General features: G+C 71.4%; 12 protein-coding genes. 3 read left to right on the top strand and 9 right to left on the bottom strand.

Features of this window, described 5'->3' with window-relative positions; genetic code table 11:
• Nucleotides 1–81 precede the first annotated feature (81 nt).
• A complete protein-coding gene (locus NOO62_RS29710) occupies nt 82–1,218 on the top strand; it encodes an alpha/beta hydrolase-fold protein (protein ID WP_268773868.1) in 1,137 nt (378 codons plus the stop codon).
• A 68-nt stretch (nt 1,219–1,286) separates the two neighbouring features.
• On the opposite strand, the gene NOO62_RS29705 is transcribed toward NOO62_RS29710, so the two are convergent.
• The 8 genes from NOO62_RS29705 to NOO62_RS29670 all read right to left on the bottom strand — a co-directional run bounded on the left by NOO62_RS29705 (nt 1,287) and on the right by NOO62_RS29670 (nt 21,566).
• Complete coding sequence (locus NOO62_RS29705) at nt 1,287–3,002, bottom strand: ABC transporter ATP-binding protein (RefSeq protein ID WP_268775842.1); 1,716 nt, start codon at nt 3,000–3,002, stop codon at nt 1,287–1,289.
• The gene (locus NOO62_RS29700; protein ID WP_268775841.1) at nt 2,977–13,980 is read right to left on the bottom strand and encodes a non-ribosomal peptide synthetase; all 11,004 of its coding nucleotides are present in this window, start codon (nt 13,978–13,980) and stop codon (nt 2,977–2,979) included. The genes NOO62_RS29705 and NOO62_RS29700 overlap by 26 nt, the downstream gene beginning before the upstream one ends.
• A 58-nt stretch (nt 13,981–14,038) precedes the next feature.
• Nucleotides 14,039–15,790 carry an ABC transporter ATP-binding protein gene (locus tag NOO62_RS29695; protein ID WP_268775840.1) on the bottom strand — a complete coding sequence of 584 codons (1,752 nt, stop codon included), beginning with the start codon at nt 15,788–15,790 and terminating at the stop codon, nt 14,039–14,041.
• A 160-nt stretch (nt 15,791–15,950) separates the two neighbouring features.
• Nucleotides 15,951–17,000, bottom strand: a complete 1,050-nt coding sequence (locus NOO62_RS29690; protein WP_268773867.1) for an iron-siderophore ABC transporter substrate-binding protein — start codon at nt 16,998–17,000, stop codon at nt 15,951–15,953.
• 111 nt (nt 17,001–17,111) lie between these two features.
• The gene (locus NOO62_RS29685) at nt 17,112–17,951 is read right to left on the bottom strand and encodes an ABC transporter ATP-binding protein (RefSeq protein ID WP_268773866.1); all 840 of its coding nucleotides are present in this window, start codon (nt 17,949–17,951) and stop codon (nt 17,112–17,114) included.
• Nucleotides 17,952–18,009: 58 nt separating this feature from the next.
• Nucleotides 18,010–19,080: a FecCD family ABC transporter permease gene (locus NOO62_RS29680; RefSeq protein ID WP_268773865.1), complete on the bottom strand. Its 1,071-nt coding sequence runs from the start codon at nt 19,078–19,080 to the stop codon at nt 18,010–18,012.
• Complete coding sequence (locus NOO62_RS29675) at nt 19,077–20,135, bottom strand: FecCD family ABC transporter permease (protein WP_268773864.1); 1,059 nt, start codon at nt 20,133–20,135, stop codon at nt 19,077–19,079. The genes NOO62_RS29680 and NOO62_RS29675 overlap by 4 nt, the downstream gene beginning before the upstream one ends.
• A gap of 78 nt (nt 20,136–20,213) precedes the next feature.
• Nucleotides 20,214–21,566 carry a lysine N(6)-hydroxylase/L-ornithine N(5)-oxygenase family protein gene (locus NOO62_RS29670; protein WP_268773863.1) on the bottom strand — a complete coding sequence of 451 codons (1,353 nt, stop codon included), beginning with the start codon at nt 21,564–21,566 and terminating at the stop codon, nt 20,214–20,216.
• Between the two features lie 282 nt (nt 21,567–21,848).
• On the opposite strand from NOO62_RS29670, the gene NOO62_RS29665 reads away from it, so the two are divergent.
• Nucleotides 21,849–22,796 (top strand): methionyl-tRNA formyltransferase, encoded by a 948-nt coding sequence (locus NOO62_RS29665; RefSeq protein WP_268773862.1) that lies wholly within the window; start codon nt 21,849–21,851, stop codon nt 22,794–22,796.
• A gap of 57 nt (nt 22,797–22,853) precedes the next feature.
• Here the strand turns inward: NOO62_RS29665 and NOO62_RS29660 are convergent, their stop codons facing one another.
• Nucleotides 22,854–25,013 carry a RecQ family ATP-dependent DNA helicase gene (locus NOO62_RS29660; protein WP_268773861.1) on the bottom strand — a complete coding sequence of 720 codons (2,160 nt, stop codon included), beginning with the start codon at nt 25,011–25,013 and terminating at the stop codon, nt 22,854–22,856.
• A gap of 311 nt (nt 25,014–25,324) precedes the next feature.
• Here NOO62_RS29660 and NOO62_RS29655 point away from each other — a divergent pair, with 311 nt between their 5' ends.
• Nucleotides 25,325–26,002: a hypothetical protein gene (locus tag NOO62_RS29655; protein WP_268773860.1), complete on the top strand. Its 678-nt coding sequence runs from the start codon at nt 25,325–25,327 to the stop codon at nt 26,000–26,002.
• Nucleotides 26,003–26,080: the final 78 nt, after the last annotated feature.

Raw genomic sequence — 26,080 nt, 5'->3', positions numbered from 1 at the left:
TCCGTCAGGATGATTAGGTTAGGCTCCCCTAAATTAATGCGAGCTTAGCCTTACTTGCTTCCCTCTCACAAGGAGACGTTGATGCGCCCCGCGGCCGACACCGGGAACGCCTTCGCCGAGTACGGACTGTCCGGCGAACCGGGCACCGAAGCCTTCTGGTCGGCTGCCCGCAGCCCCGTCTCCATACCTGCCGAACCTGCCGAACCCGCCGACGATGGCGGTTGGCGGACCCTGTTCCTGTGGCGCGGGTCGCGGGCGAGCATCGGTTTCGAGAGCTGGTCGGAACCCGTGCCGCTGGCCCGGTGGGCCGAGTCGGACTGCTGGTACGCCGAAGTACGCATGCCCGCGCGGCTCCGCGTGACCTACCAGTTCCTCGTGGGAGAGGGCGAGGGTGGGGGCGACGAGGCGTACGCCGATCCGCTCAACCCGCACGGCGCAGGCGGCGACCGCTCGATCGCCTCGACCCCCGACGCCCCCGCCCAGCCCCACTGGCCCGCCCTCGGAGCCGACGACACCCTCCCCCTGCCCGGCACCCGGATCCGCTGGGCCAGTCAACGGCTCGGCGGACGGCGCACCGTGCGCGTCCACGCGGTGGGCGGCGGCGGCCCGTTGGTGCTGTTGCTCGACGGCGACGACTGGCTCTACCTGCACCCCGCCATGACCGCCTTCGAGGCGGCCGTCGCCGCCAACGAGATGGAGCCGGTCACGCTCGTCTTCCTGCCGTCCAAGGACAGGCTGGGCGAGTTCGGGTGCAACCCCGCGCTGTGGGAGGCGGTACGGGACGAACTGCTGCCTCTGGTGGCCGGGAGCGGCGTACCGGCGGACCCGGAACGTCTGGTGGTCGCAGGGCAGAGCCTCGGCGGGCTCAGTGCGATGTACGCGGCGCTGGACTTCCCCGACCTGGTGTCGCGCGTGGCCTGTCAGTCGCCGTCGTTCTGGTGGACGCCCGACGCCATGGCGTCGCAGGACCCGCTGGGCGGCCCGGTCGGCGGCACCATCGCCGAGCGACTGCGCGAGGAAAGCCCCGACCTGTCCGGTCTGCGCATCGCGTTCGACCTCGGCGAGCACGAGCCGCGGATGCTCCCGCACTGCGAGCTGACCGAGACGCTGGTCGAGGAGGCCGGTGCGACCGTACGGGTCTCGCGGGCGGCCGCCGGCCACGACCGGGCGGGCTGGCGGCACGCACTCCTCAGGGACGTCGCCTGGGCCCTCTCCTGACGGACACCTGGACGCAGCCCGTCACCTGACCCGTGCCCTGAAGCAGCCCGTTGCCCTGAAGCAGCCCGTCACCTCGCCACCGCCGCACAGTAGGCCTCATCCGTGGCGAGAAGGTTCCGGTGGCTGTCCTCCGCGGTGATGACGCCGTCGTCCAGGACAAGGACGCGGTCGGCGGCGTCCAGCATGGCCGGGCTGCTGGTGATCACGACGGTCGTGCGGCCCCGGCGCAGCTTCGCGACGTTCCGCGCGATGAGCTGTTCGGTGACCGCGTCGACGGCCGTCGTCGGGTTGTGCAGGACGAGGACCTCCGTGTCGGCGGCCAGCGCGCGGGCCAGGGAGAGGCGCTGGCGCTGTCCTCCGGAGAGGTTGGCTCCCCGATCGCGTACTCCGTAGTCGAGGCCTTCGCGGTGGAGGGCGACCACGTCGGTGAGCATGGACGCCTCGACGGCCTCGGAAATCGTCCGGCTGGTGCCCGACGGGTCGATGTTCGAGCGGAGCGTGCCCGCGAAGATCTCCCCGTCGTAGGGGTTCACCAGGATGTGCTCGCGGACCGCCTCGACCGACAGGTCCGCCATCTCCTGCCCGCTGACCCGGACCACTCCCTCGTACGCGTCCGGCGGCACGTTCATCGCGAGGACCGACGCCAGATCGGCGACCGCGCGCGGCTGGTACCCGGCGATCGCCACGAACTCGCCCGCCGCCACCGTGAACTTCAGCTCGCGCAGCGACCCGTACCGGACGGAGTCGATCTCCAGGCCCCCGCCCGGGTCCGGGCGCCCGGTCCCGGGGTCCGTCACGGGCGGCGCGTTCAGGACCAGTGCCATCCGCTCGGCCGACGCCCGCGCGATCATCACGTACTTGGGCATCTCCGAGAACATCTTCAGCGGTTCCATGATGAACTGCGCCAGGCCGACGGCCATGACGAGTTCGCCGATGGTGATGCCGCCCTCGAACGCCAGCCAGCCCGCCGTCAGGGTCACCGCGGCCGCGAGGACCGCGTTGAGGGCCTGGGCCGTGCCCGCGTACACGCCGTTGACCTTGGCGACGGTGACCGACTGGTGCTTGGCCTCCGTGCTGACGGTCCGGTAGGAGCGGAACGCCGCGTGGTTGCCGCCGAAGCCGTGCAGCGGGCGCAGGCCGCTGATGAGGTCGGCGACCTTCGCACCGGCCCGCGCGACCCGGGCCTGCTGTTCGCGCGTACTGGAGCCGATCCGCTTGGACATCACGCTGAGGATCGACAGAATGGCGACGGTTCCCACGATCACGAGCAGTCCGAGCCGATAGTCGGCCATGCCGAGCGCCACCGCCGCGACGAGCACCGCGACCAGCGAGCTGATCAGCAGCGGCACCACCTCGATGATGTCAGCGGTCTGGTCGGCGTCCTCGGTGGCGATGGTCAGGACCTCGCCGGACTTGAGGTCGACGTCCCTGGCCACCGGCTGCAGCCCGCAGCCCGCGACCTTCACGCGCCAGCGGTGCGCCTCGGTCGTGTTGGCCTTCTGCAGGACGCGCATCCCGAACCGCCACGACAACGAGACGGTCGTGATGATCACGGCGAGCACGCCGATGGAGAGCGCGAGCGCGCCGAGGGTCCGGTCGTCCCGCATCGTGTGCTCGACGATCATGCCGAGCGCGATGGGGAACGCCGTCTCGCCGGCCTGGTACAGGCCCATGAGGACGGTGCCCAGGACCATCGCGCCGATGTTGCGGCGCAGTGCGGTCCGGAGGATGTCGGACCGCGGGCGGGGGCGCTTCACGTCAGGACTTGTCGGAGTCGTCGGCATTGTCTGCGTTGGCATTGTCGTCATCGAGGTGGCGGGCAATCGCTTCCGGGGTTCGCAGGGTGAAAAGGTCTCGGATGGTGATCACAGGACCGTACTCGCGGCGGAGCAGCCCGATCAGCCGTACCGCCAGCATCGAGTGTCCTCCGAGGGACACGAAGTCACTCACCGCGCTCACCTCGTCGTCGTCGAGGTCCAGTGCTTCGGCGAAGAACTCGCAGACCACGGTCTCGGTCTCGGTCTCCGGGCCGCGCTCCCCCGCCGTGGTCAGCGCGCCGAGGGGCTTGGCCTCCGGCAGCGCCTTGGTGTCGGCCTTCCCGTTCACGGTCAGCGGGATGCTGTCGACCTCGGCGAAGTGCGTCGGGCGCAGGAAGTCCGGCAGGCCCGTGCCCACCTCGGCGGCGACGGCGGCCAGGTCGGCGCCGTCGAGCACCAGGTAGGCGGCGAGCCGGTACGCGCCGTCGACCTGCGGGTCCGGCTGGGCGACCGCGGCGGCGAACCGCACCGCCGGGTGTCCGGCGAACGCGGCCTCGACCTCGCCCAGTTCGACGCGGTGGCCGCGGATCTTGACCTGCTGGTCGGTGCGGCCCAGGTACGTCAGGTTTCCGTCGGGCCTGCGGAACACCAGGTCTCCGGTGCGGTACATGCGCTCGCCGGGGGCGCCGAAGGGGCAGGCGACGAAGCGGTGGGCGGTCTGCGCGCACTGGCCGAGGTAGCCGCGTGCGATGCCGACGCCCGACACATACAGCTCGCCGGGGACGCCGTCCGGCAGCGGCCGCAGCCACGGGTCGAGGACGTACACGTCGGTGTTGTCGATGGGCACGCCCACCACCGGGTCCTGGCACTCGAAAGTACCGACCCCAAGGGTGTTGATCGTGTACTCGGTGGGGCCGTACAGGTTGTAGCCGACCGTCCCCTCGGTCTCGGCGAGCCGCTGCCACAGCGTCGGCGTGACGGCCTCACCGCCGAGCAGGACGAGCGCCGGGCGCCGCTCCGGCTGGTCGAGCAGGCCCTCTGCGACCAGCTGCTGCGCGTACGTCGGGGTGACGTTGATGACGTCGATCCCGTGCTCCAGGCAGTACTCGACCAGGCCGGGCGCGTCGCGGCGCAGCTCCTCGTCGCAGATGTGCACTTCGTGTCCGTCGGCGAGCCACAGGAGCTCCTCCCACGACATGTCGAAGGCGAACGACACGGTGTGCGCGATCCGGAAGGTCCGGTGGCCGTGCTCGGCGAGGACCGGTTCGAAGATCCGGCGCTGGTGGTTGATCAGCATGTTGGTGAGTCCGGCGTACTCGGTCACCACACCCTTGGGCTTGCCGGTCGATCCTGAGGTGTAGATCGTGTACGCGGGGTGCCGCAGCCGGTCCGGGTCGTCGGGCGCGAACGTCACGAACGGCTCGGCCGCAGGAAGCGGACGGTCCAGCTCGATCAGGCCCTCCGTACCGCCCAGAGCGCCGGTCAGCCGGGGCGAGACCGCGCTCACGGTGAGGATCGCGTCCGGGCGGGCGTCCGCCACGATGGCCGCGATCCGCTCGTCCGGGTGGTCGAGCTCCAGCGGTACGTACGCCGCGCCGACGCGCAGCACCGCGAACAGCGCCACGATCGAGTCGAGGGAGCGCGGGATCGCGAGCCCCACGGTCGTCTCGGGGCCGAGGCCACGCCCGGCGAGCACACCGGCCACCGCGCGGCTGCGGTCCCGCAGTTGGGCGAAGGTCATCGTCGAGCCGTGCGCGACGAGGGCGACCCGCTCGGGGTCGCGGTCGGCCGCCCGGTCGAACCGGTCGACGACGGTGTCCGTGCCGACGTCCGTGCGCTCGGCGGGCTCGGGTGCGCGGCCGAGGCCGGGCAGCGCGCCGAGGGGGCCTGTCGAGCGGGCCAGGTCTTCGAGTACGCGTACGTAGTCGTCGAGGAGGCGGCGGGCGTAATCGGTGTCTCCGTAGCGGTGCTCCAGCTTGACCGTGAGCCGGTCGCCGGGCGTCACGACCCAGGTGAACGGGTAGTGCGTGGAGTCGTCGGCCATGACGGAGGTGATGCCGTGCCGGGAGTTCATCTCGGCGAAGGCGTCCATGTCCAGGAAGTTCTGGAGCACGAACAGGTTGTCGAACAGGGTGTCGTGCCCACTGGCCCGCTGGATCTCGCCGAGCCCGAGGTGCTCGTGCTCCATCGCTTCGACCCTGGCCGCCTGTACGGCCGACAGGTAGCCGTCGACGGTGTCGTCGGGCCGGGCCTTGGTCCAGGTCGGCACGGTGTTGAGGAGCACGCCGACGACGTCGGAGAGGCCCTCGCCGTCGCGGCCCGACACGGTCACGCCGAACACGGCGTCGCTGCGGCCCGTGTGGGCACCGAGGAGGAGGCCGAACGCGCCGGTCAGGACCGCGTTCAGCGTGACTCCGTGCTGCTTGGCCGCGTCCTTCAGGAGGTCGGACTGTTCTGCGGTCAGCTGGTGCACGAGTGCGGGTGGCAGATCCTGCGAGAGGGCCGGTGCGGGTCCGGCGAGCAGGGTCGGTCCTGGGACGCCTGCCAGGTGCTCCGCCCAGAAGCGTTCCGATACGGCGGAGTCCTTGGCGTCGAGCGCCCTGGCGTACTCCTCGAAGCTCGGCGTTGCCGGGGCCGCGTCGAACGGCTCGCCCGCCACCGCGGCCTCGTACGCGTCGAACAGGTCCCGCAGCACGATCTCGCGGGACCAGCCGTCCCACAGCAGCAGGTGGTAGCTGAGCAGCAGTCCGTCGTGGCCGCCGGGCAGGCGGACCACGGTGAGGCGGATCAGTGGCGCGTCGGCCGGGTCGAACCCGGCGTCGCGGTCCCGGGTACGGAACTCCTCGACCTCCGCGTCGCCCGCGAGCTCCACCGTGCGGACGTCCACCCGCCGTCCTGCCTTGAGGACCTGGACCGGGTTGCCGTCGTCGTCGGTGGTGAAGCCCGCGCCGACGACCGGGTGCCGCGTGATCACGTGCGCCATCGCCTCGGCCAGCGCGTCGGCGTCCAGGCGCCGGTCGAAGGTGAACCAGCTCTGCGCTACGTAGTGTCCGGCCGCGCCCGCCATCTGGGCCTGGAAGAACAGGCCCCGTTGCAGCGGGGTGACCGGCGCGGTGCGCTCGGCGGTCGCGGAGGCGTCGGCGACGCGCTCCAGGGCGGTGAGCCAGTGCTCGGTGAGGGTGTCGGGGATGCCGTCGGCGAGGGTGAAGGCGGCGTGCAGGCTGCCGGTGGCGTCGTCGGTCCAGGCGTTGACCTCGACGGCGTACGGGCTGCCCTGGTCGCCTCCGGAGACGTGCACCGCCTGGGACTCGCTGCCCCGGCCCAGGTAGTTGAAGAGGACCTGGGGGCGGCCGGTGAGCAGCGGCGCGGTCTGCGGGTTGAGGTACTTCAGCTGCCCGTACGCGACGTGCCCGCGCTCGTCCGGCTGGCGCTCGGCGACCTCGCGCGCGGCGGCGACGGGGTCGGTGTGCGCGGTGAGCCGTACGGGCGCGATGGAGGTGAACCACCCCACTGTGCGCGTGTAGTCGTGCTCTTCGGAGACCGCGATCCGGCCGTGCCGCTCCAGCTCGACCGCGAGGTCGGTGGGCGTCGCCTGTACGTGGGTCAGGGCGGTGCGAAGTGCGCCGCACAGCAGCTCCGTGAGGCCTACGCCGAGGGCGGCGGGCGCGGTGCGGGTGAGGCGGTCGCTCGCCTCGGGTGCGAGGACGACGGTGGTCTCGCGCAGGTCTCCGTTGTCGCGGTCCGGCAGCAGCGCGGGCGCTTGCAGCGTGGTGATCCAGTGCGGGAGGCCTTCGATCGCCTCGTCGGAGGCCGAGTGGAGCGTCAGGGCGTCGGCGTACTCGGCGTAGGACGTGGTCGGCGGCGCCAGGTCCGCACCGCGCATGGCGGTGCTCAGATCGTCCAGGAGGACCAGCCAGGAGACGGCATCGACGGCGATGTGGTGCACGGTGACGACCAGGGTGCGGCTCGCCTCGAGCCACGAGAACGCCACGACGTCCCCGGTCTCGGGGTTGAGCCGGTCCGCGGCCTCGTCGGCGGCGGCAGAGGCATCGGCGGCGTCCGTGCGGACGACGGCGACCTCGCGGGCGGGTTCGGTGCGCAGCGCCCACACGCCGTGTTCGACGCGCAGCCGCAGCCGCAGGGCCGGGTGGGCGGCCACGACGGCGTTCGCGGCGCGCTCGGCGTCGGCGAACCCGGTGCCTTCGGGCGCCTCCAGAGTCCTGGCCTGGACGAACCGGTGGAGGGAGCCGCCCAGTTCGCGCTGGCGCAGGATGATCGGCGTCGGCGCGAGGGGGCCGTCCTCGTGACCAGTAGCGGCGGGCGCCGTGGCCTGCGGGGGTGTGCTCGAACCCAGGTGCTCGGCGAGCGCGCGCGGCGTCCTGAACAGGAAGACGTCGCGCGGCGCGATCGGCAGGCCCAGCGCCCTGGCGCGGTTGATCACGGTGATGGCGACGATGCTGTCGCCGCCCGCCATGAAGAAGTCGGTGTCCCCGTCCACGGTCGCGGAGCCGGGCAGGGCCTCGGCGAAGATGTCGACCAGCGCGGCGAGCGCCGAATCGGCGACGGCGGAGTCGTCGTCCTCGTGCGCGGCGCGCTCGACGAGAGCCTTGCGGTCCAGCTTGCCGTTGACGGTGAGCGGCAGCGCGTCGACCGGCAGGACGCGGCTCGGCACCATGTGCACGGGCAGCTTCGCGGCGAGCAGGCCCGCGAGGTCGCCGGGCACACGACCCACGACGTGCGCGACCAGGTGGTCGCCGCTCTCGGCGACCGTGACGGCCACGTCGACCACGCCGTCGAGCTCCCGGAGCGCGGACTCGACCTCGCCGAGCTCGATGCGGAACCCCTTGAGCTGCACCTGGTCGTCGGCACGGCCCACGAACTCCAGCTCGCCGTCGAGCGTACGGCGGGCGAGGTCGCCCGTGTGGTACATGCGGGAGCCGTCGTCCGCGAACGGGTTCGCCACGAACCGGCCCGCCGTCAGGCCGGACCTGCCCAGGTAGCCGAGCGACACCTGATCGCCCACTACGTAGATGGCGCCCACGCGGCCCGGCGGCACCGGCCGGAGCCGGTCGTCGAGCAGGTGGGTGACGAGCCCGGGGATCGGACCGCCGATCGGACTGACACCGTCACCGGAACCGGCGGCGCTGAAGTCGGCGTCCGTCAGCACCCGGTGCGTGACGTGCACGGTCGTCTCGGTGATGCCGTACATGTTGACGAGTTCGGGCGACGCCGTGCCGTGCCGCTCGACCCAGCCGCGCAGGCGACCGAGGTCGAGCGCCTCGCCGCCGAAGATGATCTTCCGCAGCGCGGGAAGAGGTTCACCGGCGTGCCGGTCGGCCTCGATGAACTGGTAGAACGCCGACGGGGTCTGGTTGAGCACGGTCACGCCGCGCTCGCGGACGAGCCGGTGGAAGTCGACCGGGGAGCGGGTCAGGCCGTACTCGGGCACCAGCAGCTCACTGCCGTGCGCGAGCGCGCCCCACAGCTCCCAGACCGCGAAGTCGAAGGAGAAGGAGTGGAACTGGACCCACACGTCGTGCGGCCCGAAGCCCATGTCGGGCCGCGTGTTGGCGAGCAGAGTGACCACACTGGAGTGCGGTACGACGACGCCCTTGGGGCGGCCGGTCGAGCCGGAGGTGTAGATGACGTACGCGGGGTCGTGCCAGCGGGCCGCCTCGCGCGCGGGCCCGTGCGTGGCGGCTTCCCGCAGCGCCTCGCCCCCCGGAAGGCCGTCCCCTTGGACGAGCACGCGGGCCGTTACGCCCGCCCGCTCCAGGAGCCCCGTGAAGCGGTCGCGCTGCTCGCGGTCGACGAGGACGACCTGCGGGGCGGCGTCGGACAGGATGTACTCCAGGCGCTCGTCCGGGTACGCCAGGTCCAGCGGTACGTAGGCACCGCCCGCGGAGACGATCGCGACCAGCGCGACGACCTGCTCCACGGAGCGCGGGACGGCGACGGCGACGCGCTTGCCGGGACCGACTCCGGCCGCGCGCAGCACTGCCGCCAACTCGTCCTTGGCGTCGGCCAGCTCGCCGTACGCCAGCGTCCTCGTACTGCCGTCGAGCGCGCACTGCGTGACGGCGGTGGCCGCCGGGTCGCGGCGCGCGGCGGCGTCGAAGAGGCCGCCCAGGGTTGCCTGCTCGACGCGTGCGGGCCTCCGGGGGTCCTGCGGCGCCAGCTCCCCGACGACGGCGTCCGGACGCGTCAGCAGGCCCGTGAGGGCCACCGTGAAGGTGCGCAGGATGTCCCGGGCGGTGGTCTCGCCGAGGAGCTCGCCGTCGTAGATCAGGTTGAAGCGCGGACGCCCGTCGAGCGCGCGCTCCACGACGAGGGTGAGCGGGTAGTGCGGGGCGCCCTCGTTGACGATGTCGGTGATGACGAGCTCGGCGTCGGGGATCCGCAGGCTGTCGACGTCGGTCGCGACGTCGAACACCACGAGGGTGTCGAAGAGCGATCCGGCGCCCGCCTGGCGGCCGATCCGCGCGAGCGAGACGTGCTGGTGCGGCAGGACTGCGCTCTGGTGCTCCCGCACCTGGGCGAGCAGGTCGCCCGCCGTGGTCGCGCCGGTCCAGCGGGCGCGTACGGGGATCGTGTTGATGAACAGGCCGACCATGTCGCCGATGCCGGGCACGTCCGCGTCACGCCCGGACACCGTGGACCCGAACACCACGTCGTCGGTGTGCAGGATGCCGCCCAGGGTCACGGCCCACGCGCTGTGCACGGCGACGCTCAGCGGCACACCGGCGGTCCGTACGGCGGCGTCGACGTCGTCCTCGGCCTCGACGGCCGTGTCGGCGAACCGGTCCGACGGGGTGTGGCCCTCGGCGACCAGTGAGGGCCCCGGCAGCCCGGCGAGCTCCTCGCCCCACACCCGGTCGCTCTCGTCGTCGTCCCGCCCGGCGAGCCAGTGCACGTAGTCGGGGAAGCCGCCGACCGGGTACACGGTGCCCGGCGCGTGGTACTCGGCGAGCAGCGCGCGCAGCATCGGCGGCACCGACCAGCCGTCGGCGATGATGTGGTGCACGGTCTGCACCAGGACGGTGCGGTCGTCGCCCGCCCGGACGAGCGTGTACCGCATCAGCGGCCCGGTGGCCAGGTCGAACCCGGCGCGGCGGTCCAGCTCGGCGAGGTCGCGCAGCTCGGTGTCGGTGATGCCGGGGCGGTCCACGGTCGTGAAGGGCGCCTGGACGCCGTTCTCCAGGACGGAGACCACGCGGCCGTCGGCGAGGGCGGTGAAGCGTGCGGCGAGGTTCGGGTAGAGCGTGAGCAGCCGGGTCGCGGCGGCGGCGAGCCGGTCGGCGTCCACGACCCCCTCAAGGGTGAGGAGCTGCTGCTCTACGTAGGCACCCGCCGAGTCGTCGTCGAAGACCGAGTGGAAGTACAGGCCTTCCTGCAGCGGGGTCAGCGGCAGGATGTCCCGCAGCGCCGGGCCGTCCAGGCTGTCGACGTCGGCCTGGGTGAGCGGTACCAGGGGGAAGTCGCTGGGGGTGTGGCCGCCCTCGTCGAGTGCGGCGAGACCGGCGAGGGCGACGCGGAAGTAGCCACCGAGCGTCGCGATGTCCTGGTCGGTGAACATGCCGTCGGGCCAGGAGATGCTGGTGACCAGCTCGTACTCGCCGCCGGCCGAGGCGGGTTCGGCGATGGCGTTGAACTCCAGGGCACGCGGGAGGCGCATGTCCGGGTCACGCTTCTCGCCTAGCTGGCCGGTGGCGCCCGTGAGCTGCCAGTCACCGGAGGCGCCCGCGTCGAAGCGGCCGAGGTAGTTGAAGAGCACCTGCGGGGCGGGCACGTCGAAGACGGTCCCTGCGAGGTAGCGCAGGGCTCCGTAGGAGATGCCGTTGCTCGGTACGCGGGACAGGTCTTCCTTGACCGCCTTGAGGGCGGCGGCGAGGTACTCCGGGGCGGTGAGGTCGGGCGCGGTGCCGGGGTCGACGGTCACCGGGAACAGGGTGGTGAACCAGCCGACGGTGCGCGAGAGTTCCGGTTCAAAGCCTGCGGTGTCCGCCACGTACCGGCCCTCGCGACCGTGGCCCTCCAGCTCGATGTGCGCGAACGTCTGGTCCTGTCCGAGGTCGCGGCGCCACCGGGCGAGGGCGACGGCGAGCGCGGTGAGGAGCACGTCGTTGACGCCCGCGTGGAACTTGGCGGGGATCTCGCCGAGGAGCGCGGCCGTGACCTCGGGGCCGACGGAGACGGTCTGGACGCGCTCGCGGGCGACGGTGTCGGCGGCTGTCAGCGCGCGACGGCCCACCGGCCGGTCGGCGCCCGGCAGGGGCTGCTGGAAGTAGGCGCGGTCGGTGTCGAAGTCCGCGCGCTCCAGGAGCTGCGTCCAGCGCCGGAACGACGTGCCGACAGGGGGCAGTTCGACGGGCACTCCGGAGGCGAACCTGCGCCACGCCGTGGCCAGGTCCTCCATCAGGACCCGCCAGGACACGCCGTCGATGACCACGTGGTGGACGACGACGACCAGTTGGTTCTCGGCGCGGCGCCACACCGCGCGGAGCATCACTCCGTTGTCCGGGTCGAGTCCGTCGGTGGCGAGCTCGACGCACGCGTCCAGCGGCCGGTCGCTCTCCTGCCACACGGGGGCGGCGGTGCGGCCCGCCTCCGGGATGTCGAAGCTCCAGTGGTCGCCGCGCACGAGCTTCGCGCGCAGCATGTCGTGCCGTCCGAGGACGGCGCCGAGTATGTCGTCGAGTGCTTCGGCGGTCAGGCCCTCGGGGGTGTTGAGGACGACCGACTGGACGAACCCGTCGACGGCTTCGGTGGTCTCGCCGAGCCACTGCACGACGGGCGAGCCCACGACGGCGCCGGTCGCGACGTCGCCGTGGTCGACGGTGGAGACGTCGTCGCGGCTGGCGACGGCGGCCAGGGCGCCGACGACGCTGTGGGTGAAGATCTGCCGTGCCGTGACGTAGAGCCCGGCCTCGCGCAGCGCGCTGAGCAGCGAGATGGTGAGGATGCTGTCGCCGCCGAGCTGGAAGAAGTCCTGGTCGACGCCGACTTCGTCGAGTTGCAGGACCGCGGCGACCGCCGCGCAGACCACGCGTTCGTTCTCGGTGGTGGGCGGGGCGACCGCGCCGGTCGCGGTGGCGGGTTCGGGCAGCGCGTTGCGGTCGAGCTTGCCGTTCGCGGTGAGCGGGAACGCAGCCATCACGACGATGTGGGTGGGCACCATGTACTCGACCATGTGGTCGGCGGCCCACGCCTTGACCTCGTCGGCGCGCAGGTCATCACTGCCGGCGGCGGGGATCACGTATCCCACCAGGTAGGTGCCGCCCGCCGTGTTCTTCTTGGCGACGACGCAGGTGTGGCGCACGCGCGGGTGCTCGGCGAGGCCGACCTCGACGTCCTCGATCTCCAGGCGCATGCCGCGGATCTTGATCTGGTTGTCGGCGCGGCCGAGGAAGTCCAGGGACCCGTCGGGCGCGAACCGCGCGAGGTCGCCGGTGCGGTAGAGCCGGGACCCGTCCGAGGCGAAGGGGTTGGCGACGAAGCGGGAGGCGGTCAGGCCCGGCGCGTTGACATAGCCGCGCCCCAGGAGGAGGCCGCCCGCGTACAGTTCGCCGCCGACGCCGACCGGGACCGGGCGCAGCTCGTCGTCGAGGACGTACAGCTGGGTGTTGGGGTTGGCCCTGCCGATGGACGTGGAGAGGCGCTCGGCCTCATCCCGGTAGATGACGTGGGAGACGCCGATGGTCGTCTCCGCCGGGCCGTAGCCGTGGTACATCGGAATGGCGAGCCGGGTGCGGAACCGCTCGTACAGCTCGGGGGTGAGCACCTCGCCGCCGCACCAGACGTGGCGCAGGCTGTCGAGGCGGCCGGAGTCGCCCGCCATCTCCAGGAGTACGTCCAGCATGGACGACACCAGGTACGTGAAGGTGACGCGCTGCTCGGCGATGACGCTCAACAGGTGGTGCGGGTCGCGCTCGCCGCCGGTCCGCAGGACGACGAGACGGCCGCCGCAGACCAGCGGCAGGAATATCTCGTTGATGGAAATGTCGAACGACAGCGGCGCCTTGAACAGGGACGCGTCGTCGTGGCCGAAGTGCAGGATCTCGTCGACCTGCCAGAGCAGCCGCTCGCTGATCGCGGCGTGCCGGATCATCGCGCCCTTGGGCCGCCCCGTCGAGCCGGACGTGAAGATCACGTACGCGAGGGAATCGCCGTCTACGGAGACGTCGGTTCGCGTGAAAGGCAGGGTGCCGAACGCCCAGTCGGCGAGATCGACGGCGACGGCTTCCGGCTCCTGCGGGTCGTACTCCCCGGAGGAGTTGAGCTGTAGGACGACGCGGGCGTCCTCGATGACGACGGAGCGGCGTGCGGCGGGCCACTGCGGGTCGAGCGGTACGAAGGCGCAGCCCGCCTGGAGCACGGCGAGCAGGCCGACCACCATGTCGGCGGAGCGGCTCAGCGAGATACCGACGACCTGCTCGCGGGTCAGGCCGCGGGAGAGGAGGTGGTGGGCCAGCTGGGCGGAGCGTTCGGCCGCCTCGCGGTAGGTCAGGGAGCGGTGCTCGTCGACGATGGCTACGGCGTCCGGCCTGGTCCTGGCCTGCTCGTGGAACATCTCGACGATGGTGGGGCGGGCCCGGTCCGCGTCGGTGTCGTTCCACTCGGCGAGGGTCTTGAGGCGTGCCTTCGCGTCGACGGGGGCGATGGTGCCGAGGGGCCGGTCGGGGAAGTCGGCGAGGTCGTCGAGGGCGAGCTGCGCGGCGTCGGGGCCGACGCCATCGGGGACAGGGACATGCCAGCCTTGGGCGCCGACTTCTCGACTCCCGGTTCCGGTTCCGGTTCCGCCGTTGTCGACCCAACCGAGGACGTCGGCGAAGAGTGTGCCCGGAGTGAGTTCGATGCCTTCGGGGCTACGGCCCGTCGCCCAGTACGACAGTCCGATGGCGCAGGCCTCGGCGATGGTCCGGTCGGAGTAGTCGCCGGCACGCCGACGCACATCGGCCAGGCGGGTGGGGGTAAGCAGCACGAGGCGAGCGCTCGGTTCCATCATCGAAGACACAGCGTCCCTTCCAGGTAATCGCAGTTAGGCTAACCTAAATTAGGGTTGCCTAACTACCCTCTCGCCAGGCCCGCCACAGTCGCGCGTACCGTCCGCCCAGAGCCACCAACTCGTCGTGAGTGCCCTGCTCCACCACGCGCCCTGCGTCGAGCACGGCGATCCGGTCCGCGGCCATCGCCTGCGTCAGCCGGTGCGCCACGAACAGCGTCGTCCGGCCCGCGCACGCCGCCAGCACGGCACGCTCCAGCTCGGCCGCACCCTCACTGCCCGCCTCCGCGGTCGACTCGTCGAGCACGACCACCGGCGCCCGGCCGAGCACGAGGCGGGCCAGGGCGATCTGCGCGATCTTGGTGACGTCCAGGCGCTCGCCGCCCTCGCCGACCGTGGTGTGCAGGCCGTCGGGCAGCGCCTCGACCCAGCCGTGGGCGCCCACCGTGCGCAGCGCGTCCATGAGTTCGGCGTCGGTCGCCTGCGGCGCGGCCAGCCGCAGGTCATCGGCGAGCGGGCCGGAGAAGACGTGTGTCTCCTGCGTCAGGATGCTCACCAGTGCCCGCGCCCCGGCCTCGTCGAGACCGCCCAGGTCGTGCGCGCCGACGCGCACCGAACCCGTCTGCGGCGTCCCGATGCCCGCGATCAGCGCGGCCAGCGTCGACTTGCCCGCACCCGTCGCGCCGACCAGCGCCAGCGAACCACCCGCCGGAATCGTCAGGTCGACGTCCCTGAGCACCGGCTCGTCGGCGCCCGGATAGGTGAACGTGAGCCCCTCCACCGTCACCTGATGCGGCACGGCTTCGGCTACGGCGACAGACGTGTCACCCACGAGCCGCTCCTCCGCGGACTCGCCGAGCACCCCGACCAGGCGGGTCAGGCTGGCGCCCGACTTCTGTGCCTCGTCGAAGGTGAACATGATGGCGCCGAGTGGGGTGAACAGGCGGTGGAACATCAGCGGGGCCGCCGACACCTCGCCGAGGCTGGCGGCGTCGGCCTCCAACAGGGCGTATCCCACCACGAGGATGAGGACGAGCCCGATGAACTCGGCGCGGTTCTCGCGGCCCACGAACCGGCCGAAGAACCGGAACACGTCGATCCCGAGGTTGCGCACCCGCCAGGACTCCGCGGTGACCTTCTCCCTGACATCGTCCTCGAGGCGGTACGCGCGTACCGTGTCGATGCCGTTGAGGCCGCTGATCAGCGCCTGTGCGCGGTCGGCCTGCGCCATCCGCTGCTTGCGGTAGAGCGGGGCGGAGCGGGGCAGGTACCAGCGCAGGGCCAGCGCGTACGCGGGCAGCGCGGCGGCGCCCGCGAGGCCGAGCCGCCAGTCGAGGCCGAACATGCCGACCGTGGCGATGAAGACCAGCACACCCGCCGAGAACACCGTGGGGATGGCCGTACGGATGCCCTTGGACAGCACGGCCACGTCGTCACCGACCCGGGAGAGCACGTCTCCCCGGCCGACCTGCTCGATCCGCGCGCTCGGCATGCCGAGCACCGCGCGGACGGCGCCTTCGCGCAGCCGCGCGAGCAGATCCGCGCCGAGGCGTCCGATCAGATAGGTCGAGGCCGCGGTGGCCACCGCGCCGAGCAGCGCGGCGACCCCCATGAGGACCCCGATCGTGACGAGGACCGAGCGTCCCTCCCCCTCGACCACCGCGTCGACCACCCGGCCGAGGAGCAGCACCGGCAGCACTTGGAGCGCCGCTCCGACCACCGTGGTGAGCACGGTGGCCGTCGCCAGCCACGGGACTTCGCGGCAGTGGGCCGAGACCCACCGGGTGGCCTCGCGTCCGGACGCCGTGCGCAGGGTCGCCGGGGCGGTGGACGCCTCGGTTGTGGACGCTTCGGTTGTGGACGCGTCGGCCGCGGGTGTCGCGGCGGCCGTGGGCGTTTCGGTGGTGGGTGTTTCGGCGGTACTCACACGAAGACCAAGTCGAGCCGGGGACGGGACAGGTGGAACGTCATTGCTACTCGACCGACTTGACGAGCTCGTCGATCGCGTACGGGAGGGACAGGACGGTGCCCTGCGACATCGCTGCGCCGACCGCCGGACCCTCGCTGTCCAGCAGGTAGGACACGTTGCCCTTCTTGACGGCGTCCAGGTTGTTGAACAGCTTGAACTTCTTCAGTGCGGCGGTGTCGGCCTTGTCGTTGATGACGACGATGCGGTCGACGTCGATCAGGTCCGTGCGCTCGGGCGAGAGTTCGGTGGAGAACTTGCCACCGGCGATCTTGTCGATCTTCGTCTGGTACTTGAAGCCCATGCCCGTCAGGAGACGTCCGCGCACGTCCTTCGAGGTGAACGGGTTGATGGAGTCCTTGTACCAGGACACGGCGACGGAGGTCTGGCCGGCGAACTTCGGGTGCGACTTCTTGGCCGCGGCGAGCTTGTCCTCGATCCCCGCAACCAGCTCCTTGCCCTCGTCCTCCTTGCCGAGCGCCTTGGCGATGTGCACCGCGTTGTCCTGCCAGGGGGCGCTGAAGAGCTCCTTCTCGCCCTTGGTGCGGCCCACCGTCGGGGCGATCTGCGAGAGCTTGTCGTAGGCGGCCTTGTCGATCTCGGAGTACACCGCGATGATCAGGTCCGGGCGCAGGGCGGCGATCTTCTCGTAGTTGGGGCCGGAGTCGCCGTTCTTCATGATGACGTCGGGCCTGGTGTCGCCCCACTTGCCCTTCACCCAGGGCCACTGGGTGTTGATGTCGGGGGACTTGCCCTCCGGGTTCGGGTACTGGTCGACCATGCCGACCGGCTTGGTGCCGAGGGCCAGGGCGGTCTGGTCGTCGGTGTAGCCGACGGTGACGACGCGCTTGGGGGCCTTGGTGACCTTCGTGGACCCGAACGCGTGCTCCACGGTGACCGGGAACGTACCGCCGGCGGCCGCCGCCGGAGCGTCGTCGCTCGCCTTGTCGTCCGAGTCGGAACCGCAGCCCGCGAGGAGGCCGACACCGAGCGCCGTGGCGGTGAGTACGGCCGCCAGCCGCCGGGGCTTCGTGAGCGTCGTTCGGTGGAGGAGCATCCGGATTCCCTTGCTGTCGCGCTGACCGCTGCACCCCGGTCTCAGGGCAGCCAAACCTTATCCTGCTGAGATGAGGTTAGCCTAGCCTTACCAAGCTGTTCCGCAGTGGGGTCAGTCGAGTTGGACGTGCGTACGCCCGATCGGCACGATCAGCGGCCGGTCGCCCACCGGGTCGTCGACGACCCTCGCGCGCAGCCCGAACGCCTCCTGCAGCAGCTCCGCGGTGATCACGTCGCGCGGGTGCCCCTGCGCCAGGATCGCACCGTCCTTCATCACGACGAGGTTGTCGCTGTACCGCGTGGCCAGATTGAGATCGTGCAGCACCATGACCACGGTGCGCCCCGATTCGTGCAGGTCGTCGACCAGGTCGAGTACGTCGATCGCGTGCGCCAGGTCCAGGTACGTGGTGGGCTCGTCGAGGAGCAGCAGGTCGGTGCCCTGGGCCAGGGTCATGGAGATCCAGACGCGCTGGCGCTGGCCGCCGGACAGGGAGTCGACGGGGCGGTCGGCCAGGTCGGAGACGCCGGTCATGGCCAGCGCCCGCGCCACGACACCGGCGTCGTCCGACGACCACTGGCGCAGCCAACTCTGGTGCGGATGACGCCCCCTGGCGACCAGGTCGGCCACCGTGAGCCCTTCCGGGGCGACGGGCGTCTGCGGCAGCAGCCCGAGCTTCTTCGCCACGTCACGGGTCTTGAGCTTGACGATGTCCTGGCCGTCCAGCACGACCGAGCCGCTGACCGGCTTCAGCAGCCGCGTCAGGGTGCGCAACAGGGTCGATTTGCCGCACCCGTTGGGGCCGATGATCGTCGTGATCACCCCGGGCGGGATGGACACGTCGAGGTCGTCGATGACGGTACGGCTGCCGTATCCGACCGAGACGCCCCTGGCGGCGAGCCGCGCGGCGTCCTGGACCGCCGGCTCGATCTCGGTGATGTACTGAGCGACCACAAGCCCCCCTAATATTAGGTTTGCCTCACCTTTGTACCAGCTAACCGAGCCGAGCCTGCTATTTGAGGTTCTTGAGGTTCGCCCGTACCAACAGGTAGACGAGGAAGGGGCCGCCGATCGCGGCGGTGACCACGCCGACGGGGAGGTTGTTCGGCAGCACCGTACGCGCGGTGAGGTCGGCGCCGATCAGGAGCAGCGCCCCGAACAGTCCGGACGCGATCAGCGGCGGCGTCGGACGTCGCGTCAGACGCATCGCCACCTGGGGCGCCACCAGCGCGACGAACGGAATCGGTCCCGCCGCACTCACGGCCACGGCCGCCAGCAGTACCGCGCACAGCAGCAGCACCGCACGCACCCGCCCGAAGCGGACCCCGAGCCCCGCCGCGATGTCGTCGCCCAGATGCAGCGGCTTGAACTGGAACGCGGCCGCGGCCACGACGACCAGCAGGCCGAGCGAGCACCACAGCGCCACCCACACCTGGTCCCACGACCGGTTCTCCAGCGAGCCGACCAGCCACGCCTGGGCGCGCGCCACATCCCTGATGTCGGCCGAGACCAGAAGCCAGGTGGTGATCGCCTGCGTCACCGCGCTCACCGAGATCCCGATGAGGATGAGCCGGAACCCGTCGACCCCGCGCCGCCACGCAAGGAAGTACACGAGCAGGCCCGTGCAGAGGCCTCCGGCGAGCGCCGCCGCGGAGAGCCCGATGGAGTCGATGACCGCCGCGGCGGCCCCGCCCGACACCGTCACCGAGAACACCGCGACCGCGCTCGCGCCACCGGTGATGCCCAGAATGTCGGGGCTGGCAAGCGGGTTGCGCGCGACCGACTGCGTGATCGCGCCGGAGACTCCCAGCGCGATCCCCACGACGAGCCCGGCCAGGGCGCGCGGCATCCGCAGATCCATGATCACGAACTCGTCGACCTGCTCGCCGCGGCCGACGAGCGTGGCCATCACCCGGGAGAGGCCGATGGGGAAGTCGCCGATGCTGATGGACAGGCAGAACACCAAGAAGGTCGCCGCCGCGAGCACCAGCGTGATGAGGACGAGCCAGGGCCGCCAGACGAACGACAGGGGGCCGAGCCGTACGCCCGGCGTCATCGTGGGCTTCACTTCTGTCTCGTTCATGCGCTCTTGAACTTTCCTCGCCACACCAGGACCGCGAAGAACGGCGCCCCGAGCAGGGCCACGACGACACCGGCCTCCAGCTCGCCGGGCCGCACCACCAGTCGCCCCACGATGTCGCAGACCAGCAGGACGACCGCGCCGAGCAGTCCCGCGTACGGCACCAGCCAGCGGTAGTCCGGTCCTGTGAGGTAGCGGGCCACGTGGGCCACCATCAGGCCGAGGAACGCGATGGGCCCGCAGGCCGCCGTCGCCGTGCCCGCGAGCAGGGTGATGGCGAGGATGCCGACGGTCCGGCTGAACGCGATGTTCACGCCGAGCCCGCGCGCCACGTCCTCGCCCAGGTTGAGCAGGTTGAGGGCGGGCAGCGTGGTCAGGGCGAGGACGAGACCGACCGCGATGAACGCGCTCACCGGCCAGATCACGTCGAAGTCGACACCGGCCACGGAGCCCGCGTTCCAGAACCGCAGGGCGTTGAGGGACTGTTGGTCCGAGAGCGAGACGGCCGTGGTCATCGCCGCGAGGAACACCGTGATGCCCTGCCCGGCCAGGGCGAGCGTCAACGGGTTACCGGCCCCGCGCCCGATGCTCGCGAGGCCGAACACGACGACACCCGAGACGGCCGCTCCCAGGAAGCCGAACCAGACGTACTGGAACGGGTTGGAGAACCCGAACAAGGCGACCACCGTCACCACGGCGAACGACGCGCCCGCGTTCACGCCCAACAGGCCCGTGTCCGCGATGGGGTTGCGGGTGTACCCCTGGATCAGTGCGCCGCCGACACCGAGCGCGATGCCCGCCACCACGGCGAGCACCGTCCGCGGCACGCGCACGGTCTGCACGATGAGCCGGATCTCGGTGAGCCGCTGGTCGGACTCCGGCCCTGCGAACAGCCCGTGCCACACCTCGGCCGGGGTCAGCGCGCGCGCCCCGACGGCCAGCGACACCGCCGCCGTGATCACCAGGACCGCGGCGAGGATGCCGAGACCCACGACCCGCCGTCGACGGGACTCCGTTGCGTCCCTCGGCACGGGGCGCTCCACTGCAGTCGTGCTCATGTCGACGTACGTTATCCCTTTGATCCGTTGGCCTTTTGATCGGATCGCGCCGTACGGCGGGCGGGGCCTGCGTGCGCCCTAACGCGTGGCGCTGCCCGTCTCACCTGCGACCGGGCGCACCTCGGCGGAGGCGGCGCCGCGCTCGCGCACCGAGTCCAGGATCTCGCCGACCCGGATCGCGATGTTGGACAGCAGCGACGACGTGATGCCGTGCGTGTGCTCCGTACCGCCCTGGAGATAGATGCCGCACCGCAGATCGGCGTCGGTCGCCACACGGTAGTCGCGCTCGACACGGACGCGGCCCTCGTCGTCGCGGAGGCAGCGGTCGGCGACCTCGCCGAGGAGGCCGACGGGGTCGGCGGGGCTGTAGCCGGTGGCGAAGACCACGACGTCGGCGTCGACGGGGTTCTCCTCGCCGGTGACGAGGGACGTCACGGTGGCGCGGACGCCTTCCGGGGTCTCCTTGACGCCGGTGAGGCGCGAGACGTTGAGGAAGCGGAGGCGCTCGGTGCCGAGGACCTTCTCGCGGTACGACTCCCGGTACAGGTCGTCGATCAGGTCGATGTCCACCACGGAGTAGTTGGTGTTGCCGTGGTAGTCCATCAGGCGGCGCTTGACGCCCTCGGGTGCGTCGAAGTACTCGTCGACGGCGTCGGGGTCGAAGATCCGGTTGGCGAAGCTGCTGTCGTCCGCGGGGCTGTAGCCGTAGCGCGAGAAGACCGCGCAGATCTCGGCCTCGGGGAAGCGGCGGTGCAGGTAGGCGACGTTCTCGGCGGCGCTCTGTCCCGCGCCCACGACGACGAAGCGGGAGGGCGAAGTACCCTCCAGGTCATCGACCTTGGCCAGCAGTTCGGAGTTGTGCCAGACACGGTCGCCGCGCTCGATGCCCTCGGGCATGAGGGGGCGCAGGCCGGTGCCTATGACGAGGTTGCGGGCGCGGTGGACGGCGAGACCCTCCGCCGACCGGACGGTGACGTCCAGGTACTCGACCACTCCGTCCCGTACGAACGGCGTGACGCCGACGACCTCGTGACCGTAGGAGACCTGGTCGTCGACCTTGGCGGCGGCCCACTCCAGGTAGTCGTGGAACTCCACCCGCAGCGGGAAGAGGTTCTTGTGGTTGATGAAGTCGGTCAGGCGGCCCTTGCTCTTCAGGTAGCAGAGGAAGCTGAACTCGCTGGTGGGGTTCCGCTGCGTCACCAGGTCCTTGAGGAAGGACACCTGCATGGTCGCGTCGTCGATCAGCATGCCGCGGTGCCAGCCGAAGCTCGGCTGCTGCTCGAAGAAGTGAGCGGTGACCGTCTCCTCCCTGCCGACGCTCGCGTTGTGCTCGCTGAGCGCGATCGCCATCGCCACGTTGGACGGGCCGAAGCCGATGCCAATGAGGTCGTGGACCAGTGGTGCGTCGTCGCCAGGAAGAACCTGTGACATGTCACTCCCATCGTGCGGGAAAGCCGCCTGTCAGGCGTGGGGGAAAGTACGACAAGTGGGCACGTCGACGGGCGACCCACTCGAACTTAGGTGAGCCTAAGCTAATCCGTGACGACTGTCGACCGGGCGAAACGGACATGGGGACATACCGGGCGGGCGGCCACCTCGCCAACTGGGGTGCGGAGCAGACGCGTTACGCGGTACCGACCGAACGCATTGCACAGTAAGGTAAGCCTTGCTTTACTTTTCGTCAGTCATTCCCTGCCCTGAGGAGGAACCCCCATGCGGGTCGTCATGTTCGGTTACCAGACCTGGGGGCACCGCACCCTGCAAGCCCTCCTGGACTCCGAGCACGACGTGGTGCTGGTGGTGACTCACCCCAAGAGCGAGCACGCGTACGAGAAGATCTGGAGCGACTCGGTCGCCGACCTCGCCGAGGAGCACGGCGTTCCGGTCCTGATCCGCAACCGCCCTGACGACGAGGAGCTGTTCGAGCGCCTCAAGGAGGCGGACGCGGACATCATCGTGGCCAACAACTGGCGCACCTGGATCCCCCCGCGCATCTTCGGCCTCCCGCGCCACGGCACGCTGAACGTCCACGACTCCCTGCTGCCGAAGTACGCCGGGTTCTCCCCCATCATCTGGGCGATGATCAACGGCGAGCCCGAAGTGGGCGTCACCGCGCACATGATGGACGACGAGCTCGACGCCGGCGACATCGTCCGGCAGGAAGCGGTCGCGGTCGGCCCGAAGGACACGGCCACCGACCTCTTCCACAAGACCGTCGACCTCATCGCCCCGGTCACCATCGGCGCGCTCGACCTCATTGCGGGCGGGCAGACGGAGTTCACCAAGCAGGACCGCTCCCAGGCGAGCTTCTTCCACAAGCGGTCCGCCGAGGACATCCGCGTCGACTGGACCTGGCCCGCCGAGGACCTGGAGCGCCTGGTGCGCGCGCAGTCCGCGCCCTACCCGAGCGCCTACGCCTTCCACAAGGGCAAGCGCCTCGAGATCGTCACCGCGGTGGTCTCCGAGGGCCGCTACGGCGGCACGCCCGGCCGCATCTTCTACCGCGAGGGCGAGGGCGTGGTGATCGTCGCCGGAGCCGACGCCCGCTTCGGCCGCAACCACGGCCTGGCCATCACGCGCGTACGGACCGAGGACGGCCAGGAGCTGCCCGCGGCGGAGTACTTCACCTCCATGGGCGGATACCTGACGAGCCGTCCGTGAGCTGAGGCCCCAGGCCCCGTGCCACCCCCCTCCCGGCACGGGGCCTGGACCCGGCGCCTAGCCCGCCGCCGCGAGCACCAGAGGCAGCACCTCCCCGCTGCCCGCTCGCCGCAGGAGGCGGGCGGCGACGGCAAGGGTCCAGCCCGAGTCGGTGCAGTCGTCGACGAGCAGGACGGGACCCGGCGATGCGGCGAGCGCGGCAGCCAGCTCCTCCGGGACGGTGAACGCGTCCGACAACGACCGCAGCCGCTGGGCGGAGTTGCTGCGGCGCGCCGTGTGCGCGCCGCCCGGCCCCTCGTACGCCAGCGTCCCCAGGAGGGGCAGGCGGCCGACGGTCGCGATCCCCTGCGCGAGCGAGCCGACGAGCTGCGGCCGGGAGAGCGACGGCACGGCCACGACGCCCACCGGCCGGGCCGCCGCGTCCGCGGCACCGGTCGCCCATCCCCCCGGCGAACGCGCCCAGTCGGCGAGGACAGCGACCGCGGCCTTGAGCACGTCGTCGGGGACGGGACCGTCCGGCGCGTTCTCGGCCAGCAGCGGCCGCAGCCGGTTGCCCCAGCCGATGTCCGAGAGCCTGCCGAGCGCGCGCCCGGTGGAGCACTGCTCCCTGGCCGGAATACGTCCCTTGAGCTCGACGCCCAGCGCGGCCATCCCCGTCGGCCACATCCTGCGCGGCTCGACCTCGACGCCGGGACGGTCCAGCTCCTTCGCCGCGCCCGACAGCGCGTCCTCGGAGACGGACGCGTCGGTCCAGGTGCCCGCGCAGTTGTCGCACCGGCCGCACGGAGCCGCACCCTCGTCGTCCAGCTGACGGCGCAAAAACTCCATGCGGCACAGGTCCGTGCTCACGTAGTCACGCATGGCCTGCTGCTCGGCCTGACGCTGCCTGGCCACCCACGCGTACCGCTCGGCGTCGTAGACCCACGGTTCGCCGGTCGAGATCCAGCCACCCTTGACCCGCTTGACCGCGCCGTCCACATCGAGGACCTTCAGCATCGTCTCCAGACGGGTGCGGCGGAGCTCCACCACCGCCTCAAGGGCCGGCACGGAGAGCGGCCGCCCCGCGTCGGCGAGCGCGGAGAGGGTCTGGCGGACCTGCGCCTCGGGCGGGAACGCCGTATCCGCGAAGTAGCGCCAGATGGCCTCGTCCTCCTTGCCCGGCAGCAGCAGCACGTCGGCGTGCTCGACGCCTCGCCCCGCGCGGCCCACCTGCTGGTAGTACGCGATCGGCGAGGAGGGCGAGCCGAGGTGCACCACGAACCCCAGGTCCGGCTTGTCGAAGCCCATGCCCAGCGCCGACGTGGCGACCAGCGCCTTGACCCGGTTCTCCTGGAGGTCGGTCTCGGCCTGCAGCCGGTCGGCGTTCTCCGTACGTCCCGTGTACGACGACACCTTGAAGCCGCGCTGCCGCAGGAAGGCGGTGGCCTCCTCGGCGGCGGCGACCGTCAGCGCGTAGATGATCCCGGAGCCCTGCAGTTCGTCCAGGTGCTCGGCGAGCCAGGCCAGCCGGTGGGCGGCGTCCGGCAGTTGGACGACGCCGAGACGCAGGCTCTCGCGCTCCAGTGCGCCGCGCAGCACCAGTGCCTCACCCGCACCGGTACCCAGCTGCTCGGCCACGTCGGCCGTCACGCGCGCGTTGGCCGTGGCGGTCGTGGCCAGCACGGGCACGCCGGCCGAGAGCTCGGCCAGCATCGCCCGGAGCCTGCGGTAGTCCGGCCGGAAGTCGTGGCCCCAGTCGGAGATGCAGTGCGCCTCGTCCACCACCAGCAGACCCGTGGTGGCCGCGAGCTTGGGCAGCACCTGGTCGCGGAAGTCCACCGAGTTGAGCCGCTCCGGGCTGACGAGGAGCACGTCGGTCTCGCCGCGTTCGACCTCTCCGTAGATCGTGTCCCACTCCTCGGGGTTGGCCGAGTTGATGGTGCGCGCCTGGATACCGGCGCGCGCCGCGGACTCGACCTGGTTGCGCATCAGGGCGAGGAGCGGCGAGATGATCACGGTGGGGCCCGACCCGCGGCGGCGGAGCAGGGCCGTTGCCACGAAGTACACCGCCGACTTGCCCCAGCCGGTGCGCTGCACCACGAGGGCGCGCCGCCGCTCCCGCACCAGCGCCGCGACGGCCTGCCACTGGTCCTCGCGCAGCCGGGCCGAACCCCCGGGGTCGCCGACGAGCTCGGCGAGGATGGCGTCGGCTTCGGTGCGGAGCTCCAGGGTGTCCATGCCTCCATGCAACCCGATGCCACTGACAATCGCCGAATCCGCCACGGCCCCACGGGGCGCGGGGGGGCTCGGAGGACTCGGAGGACTCGGAGGACTCGGAGGACTCGGACGCGGATGATCTGGGCAGGAATATAGACAGTGCACCGACCGATACCGGCTCCCGTGCCGATTGTTCATTGCCCCCGGCGATGGCGGCGGGAACAATTGGAAGCGCTCCCGTGCGGCCCTCGCGGTCCGGCAGGGCTGTGCCGCGGTGCGCTCCCCCAGCCCGACCCCGCCCGTGCACGGGCGCGTAGCCGAAGGGAGGACCGTTGACCTTCGGATTCGCCTCGTCCGGCGCGGCATCCACGCAGGGCTCCTCGGCGCCGGGCTCCCCGGCGCCCGGCTCCCCTGCATGGGCCGATTTCTCCCCCGACTCGGCCGACTCCGCCCACCGACTGGCGCGGATGCTCGAACCCGCCGAGTGGTCGGCGGCGGGAATTCCCTTGCTGCGCAACCCGCGCGAGGTCGTCAGCGGTCTGCACGCACGCCATCTGCCGACCCCGGGGACGGCTGTCGTGGCCGTGCTCGATCCCGACGAACGGCTGCGGGCGAGCGCCTCGTTCGGCCGGTGCGCGACGGCGACGGACGGCTGGGTCTTCCGCCACGCGCTGCTCGCGCAGTTGCGCCGGATCATCCCGCACGACCTGCGGCGCCGCACTCCGGTACGCACCGCCGTACTGCTCTACTGCCGTGAAGGGGACGCCCGTTGGACCCAGGAGGACGGGGCGTGGATGTGGGGCCTGCGCGATGCCTGCACACTGCACGGGCTGCGCTGCGGCGCCTACATCACGCTGACGTCCGACGGCTGGCAGGTGCTCGGCGAGGGGCGCGGCGGCCGACAGCCGCACACCGGCTCGCGCCCCGAGCCCTTCACCGGAACCGATCCGCCGGCGATACGCACCGGAGGGGCCGCCTCCGATGTGCTGCGCCGCGCGGCGGCACGCTGACGAGGGGTCCGTTGCCCCTGGCCCGCACCGTGCGCCGCGGCGCACGTCGGACCGCGGCACCGCGCTCCCGTGCGGTCG

The sequence above is a fragment of the Streptomyces sp. Je 1-369 genome (assembly GCF_026810505.1).
GTDB lineage: Bacteria > Actinomycetota > Actinomycetes > Streptomycetales > Streptomycetaceae > Streptomyces.
Note: the sequence above shows the minus strand (reverse complement) of the source record. Positions and strands in the feature narration are given on the sequence as shown.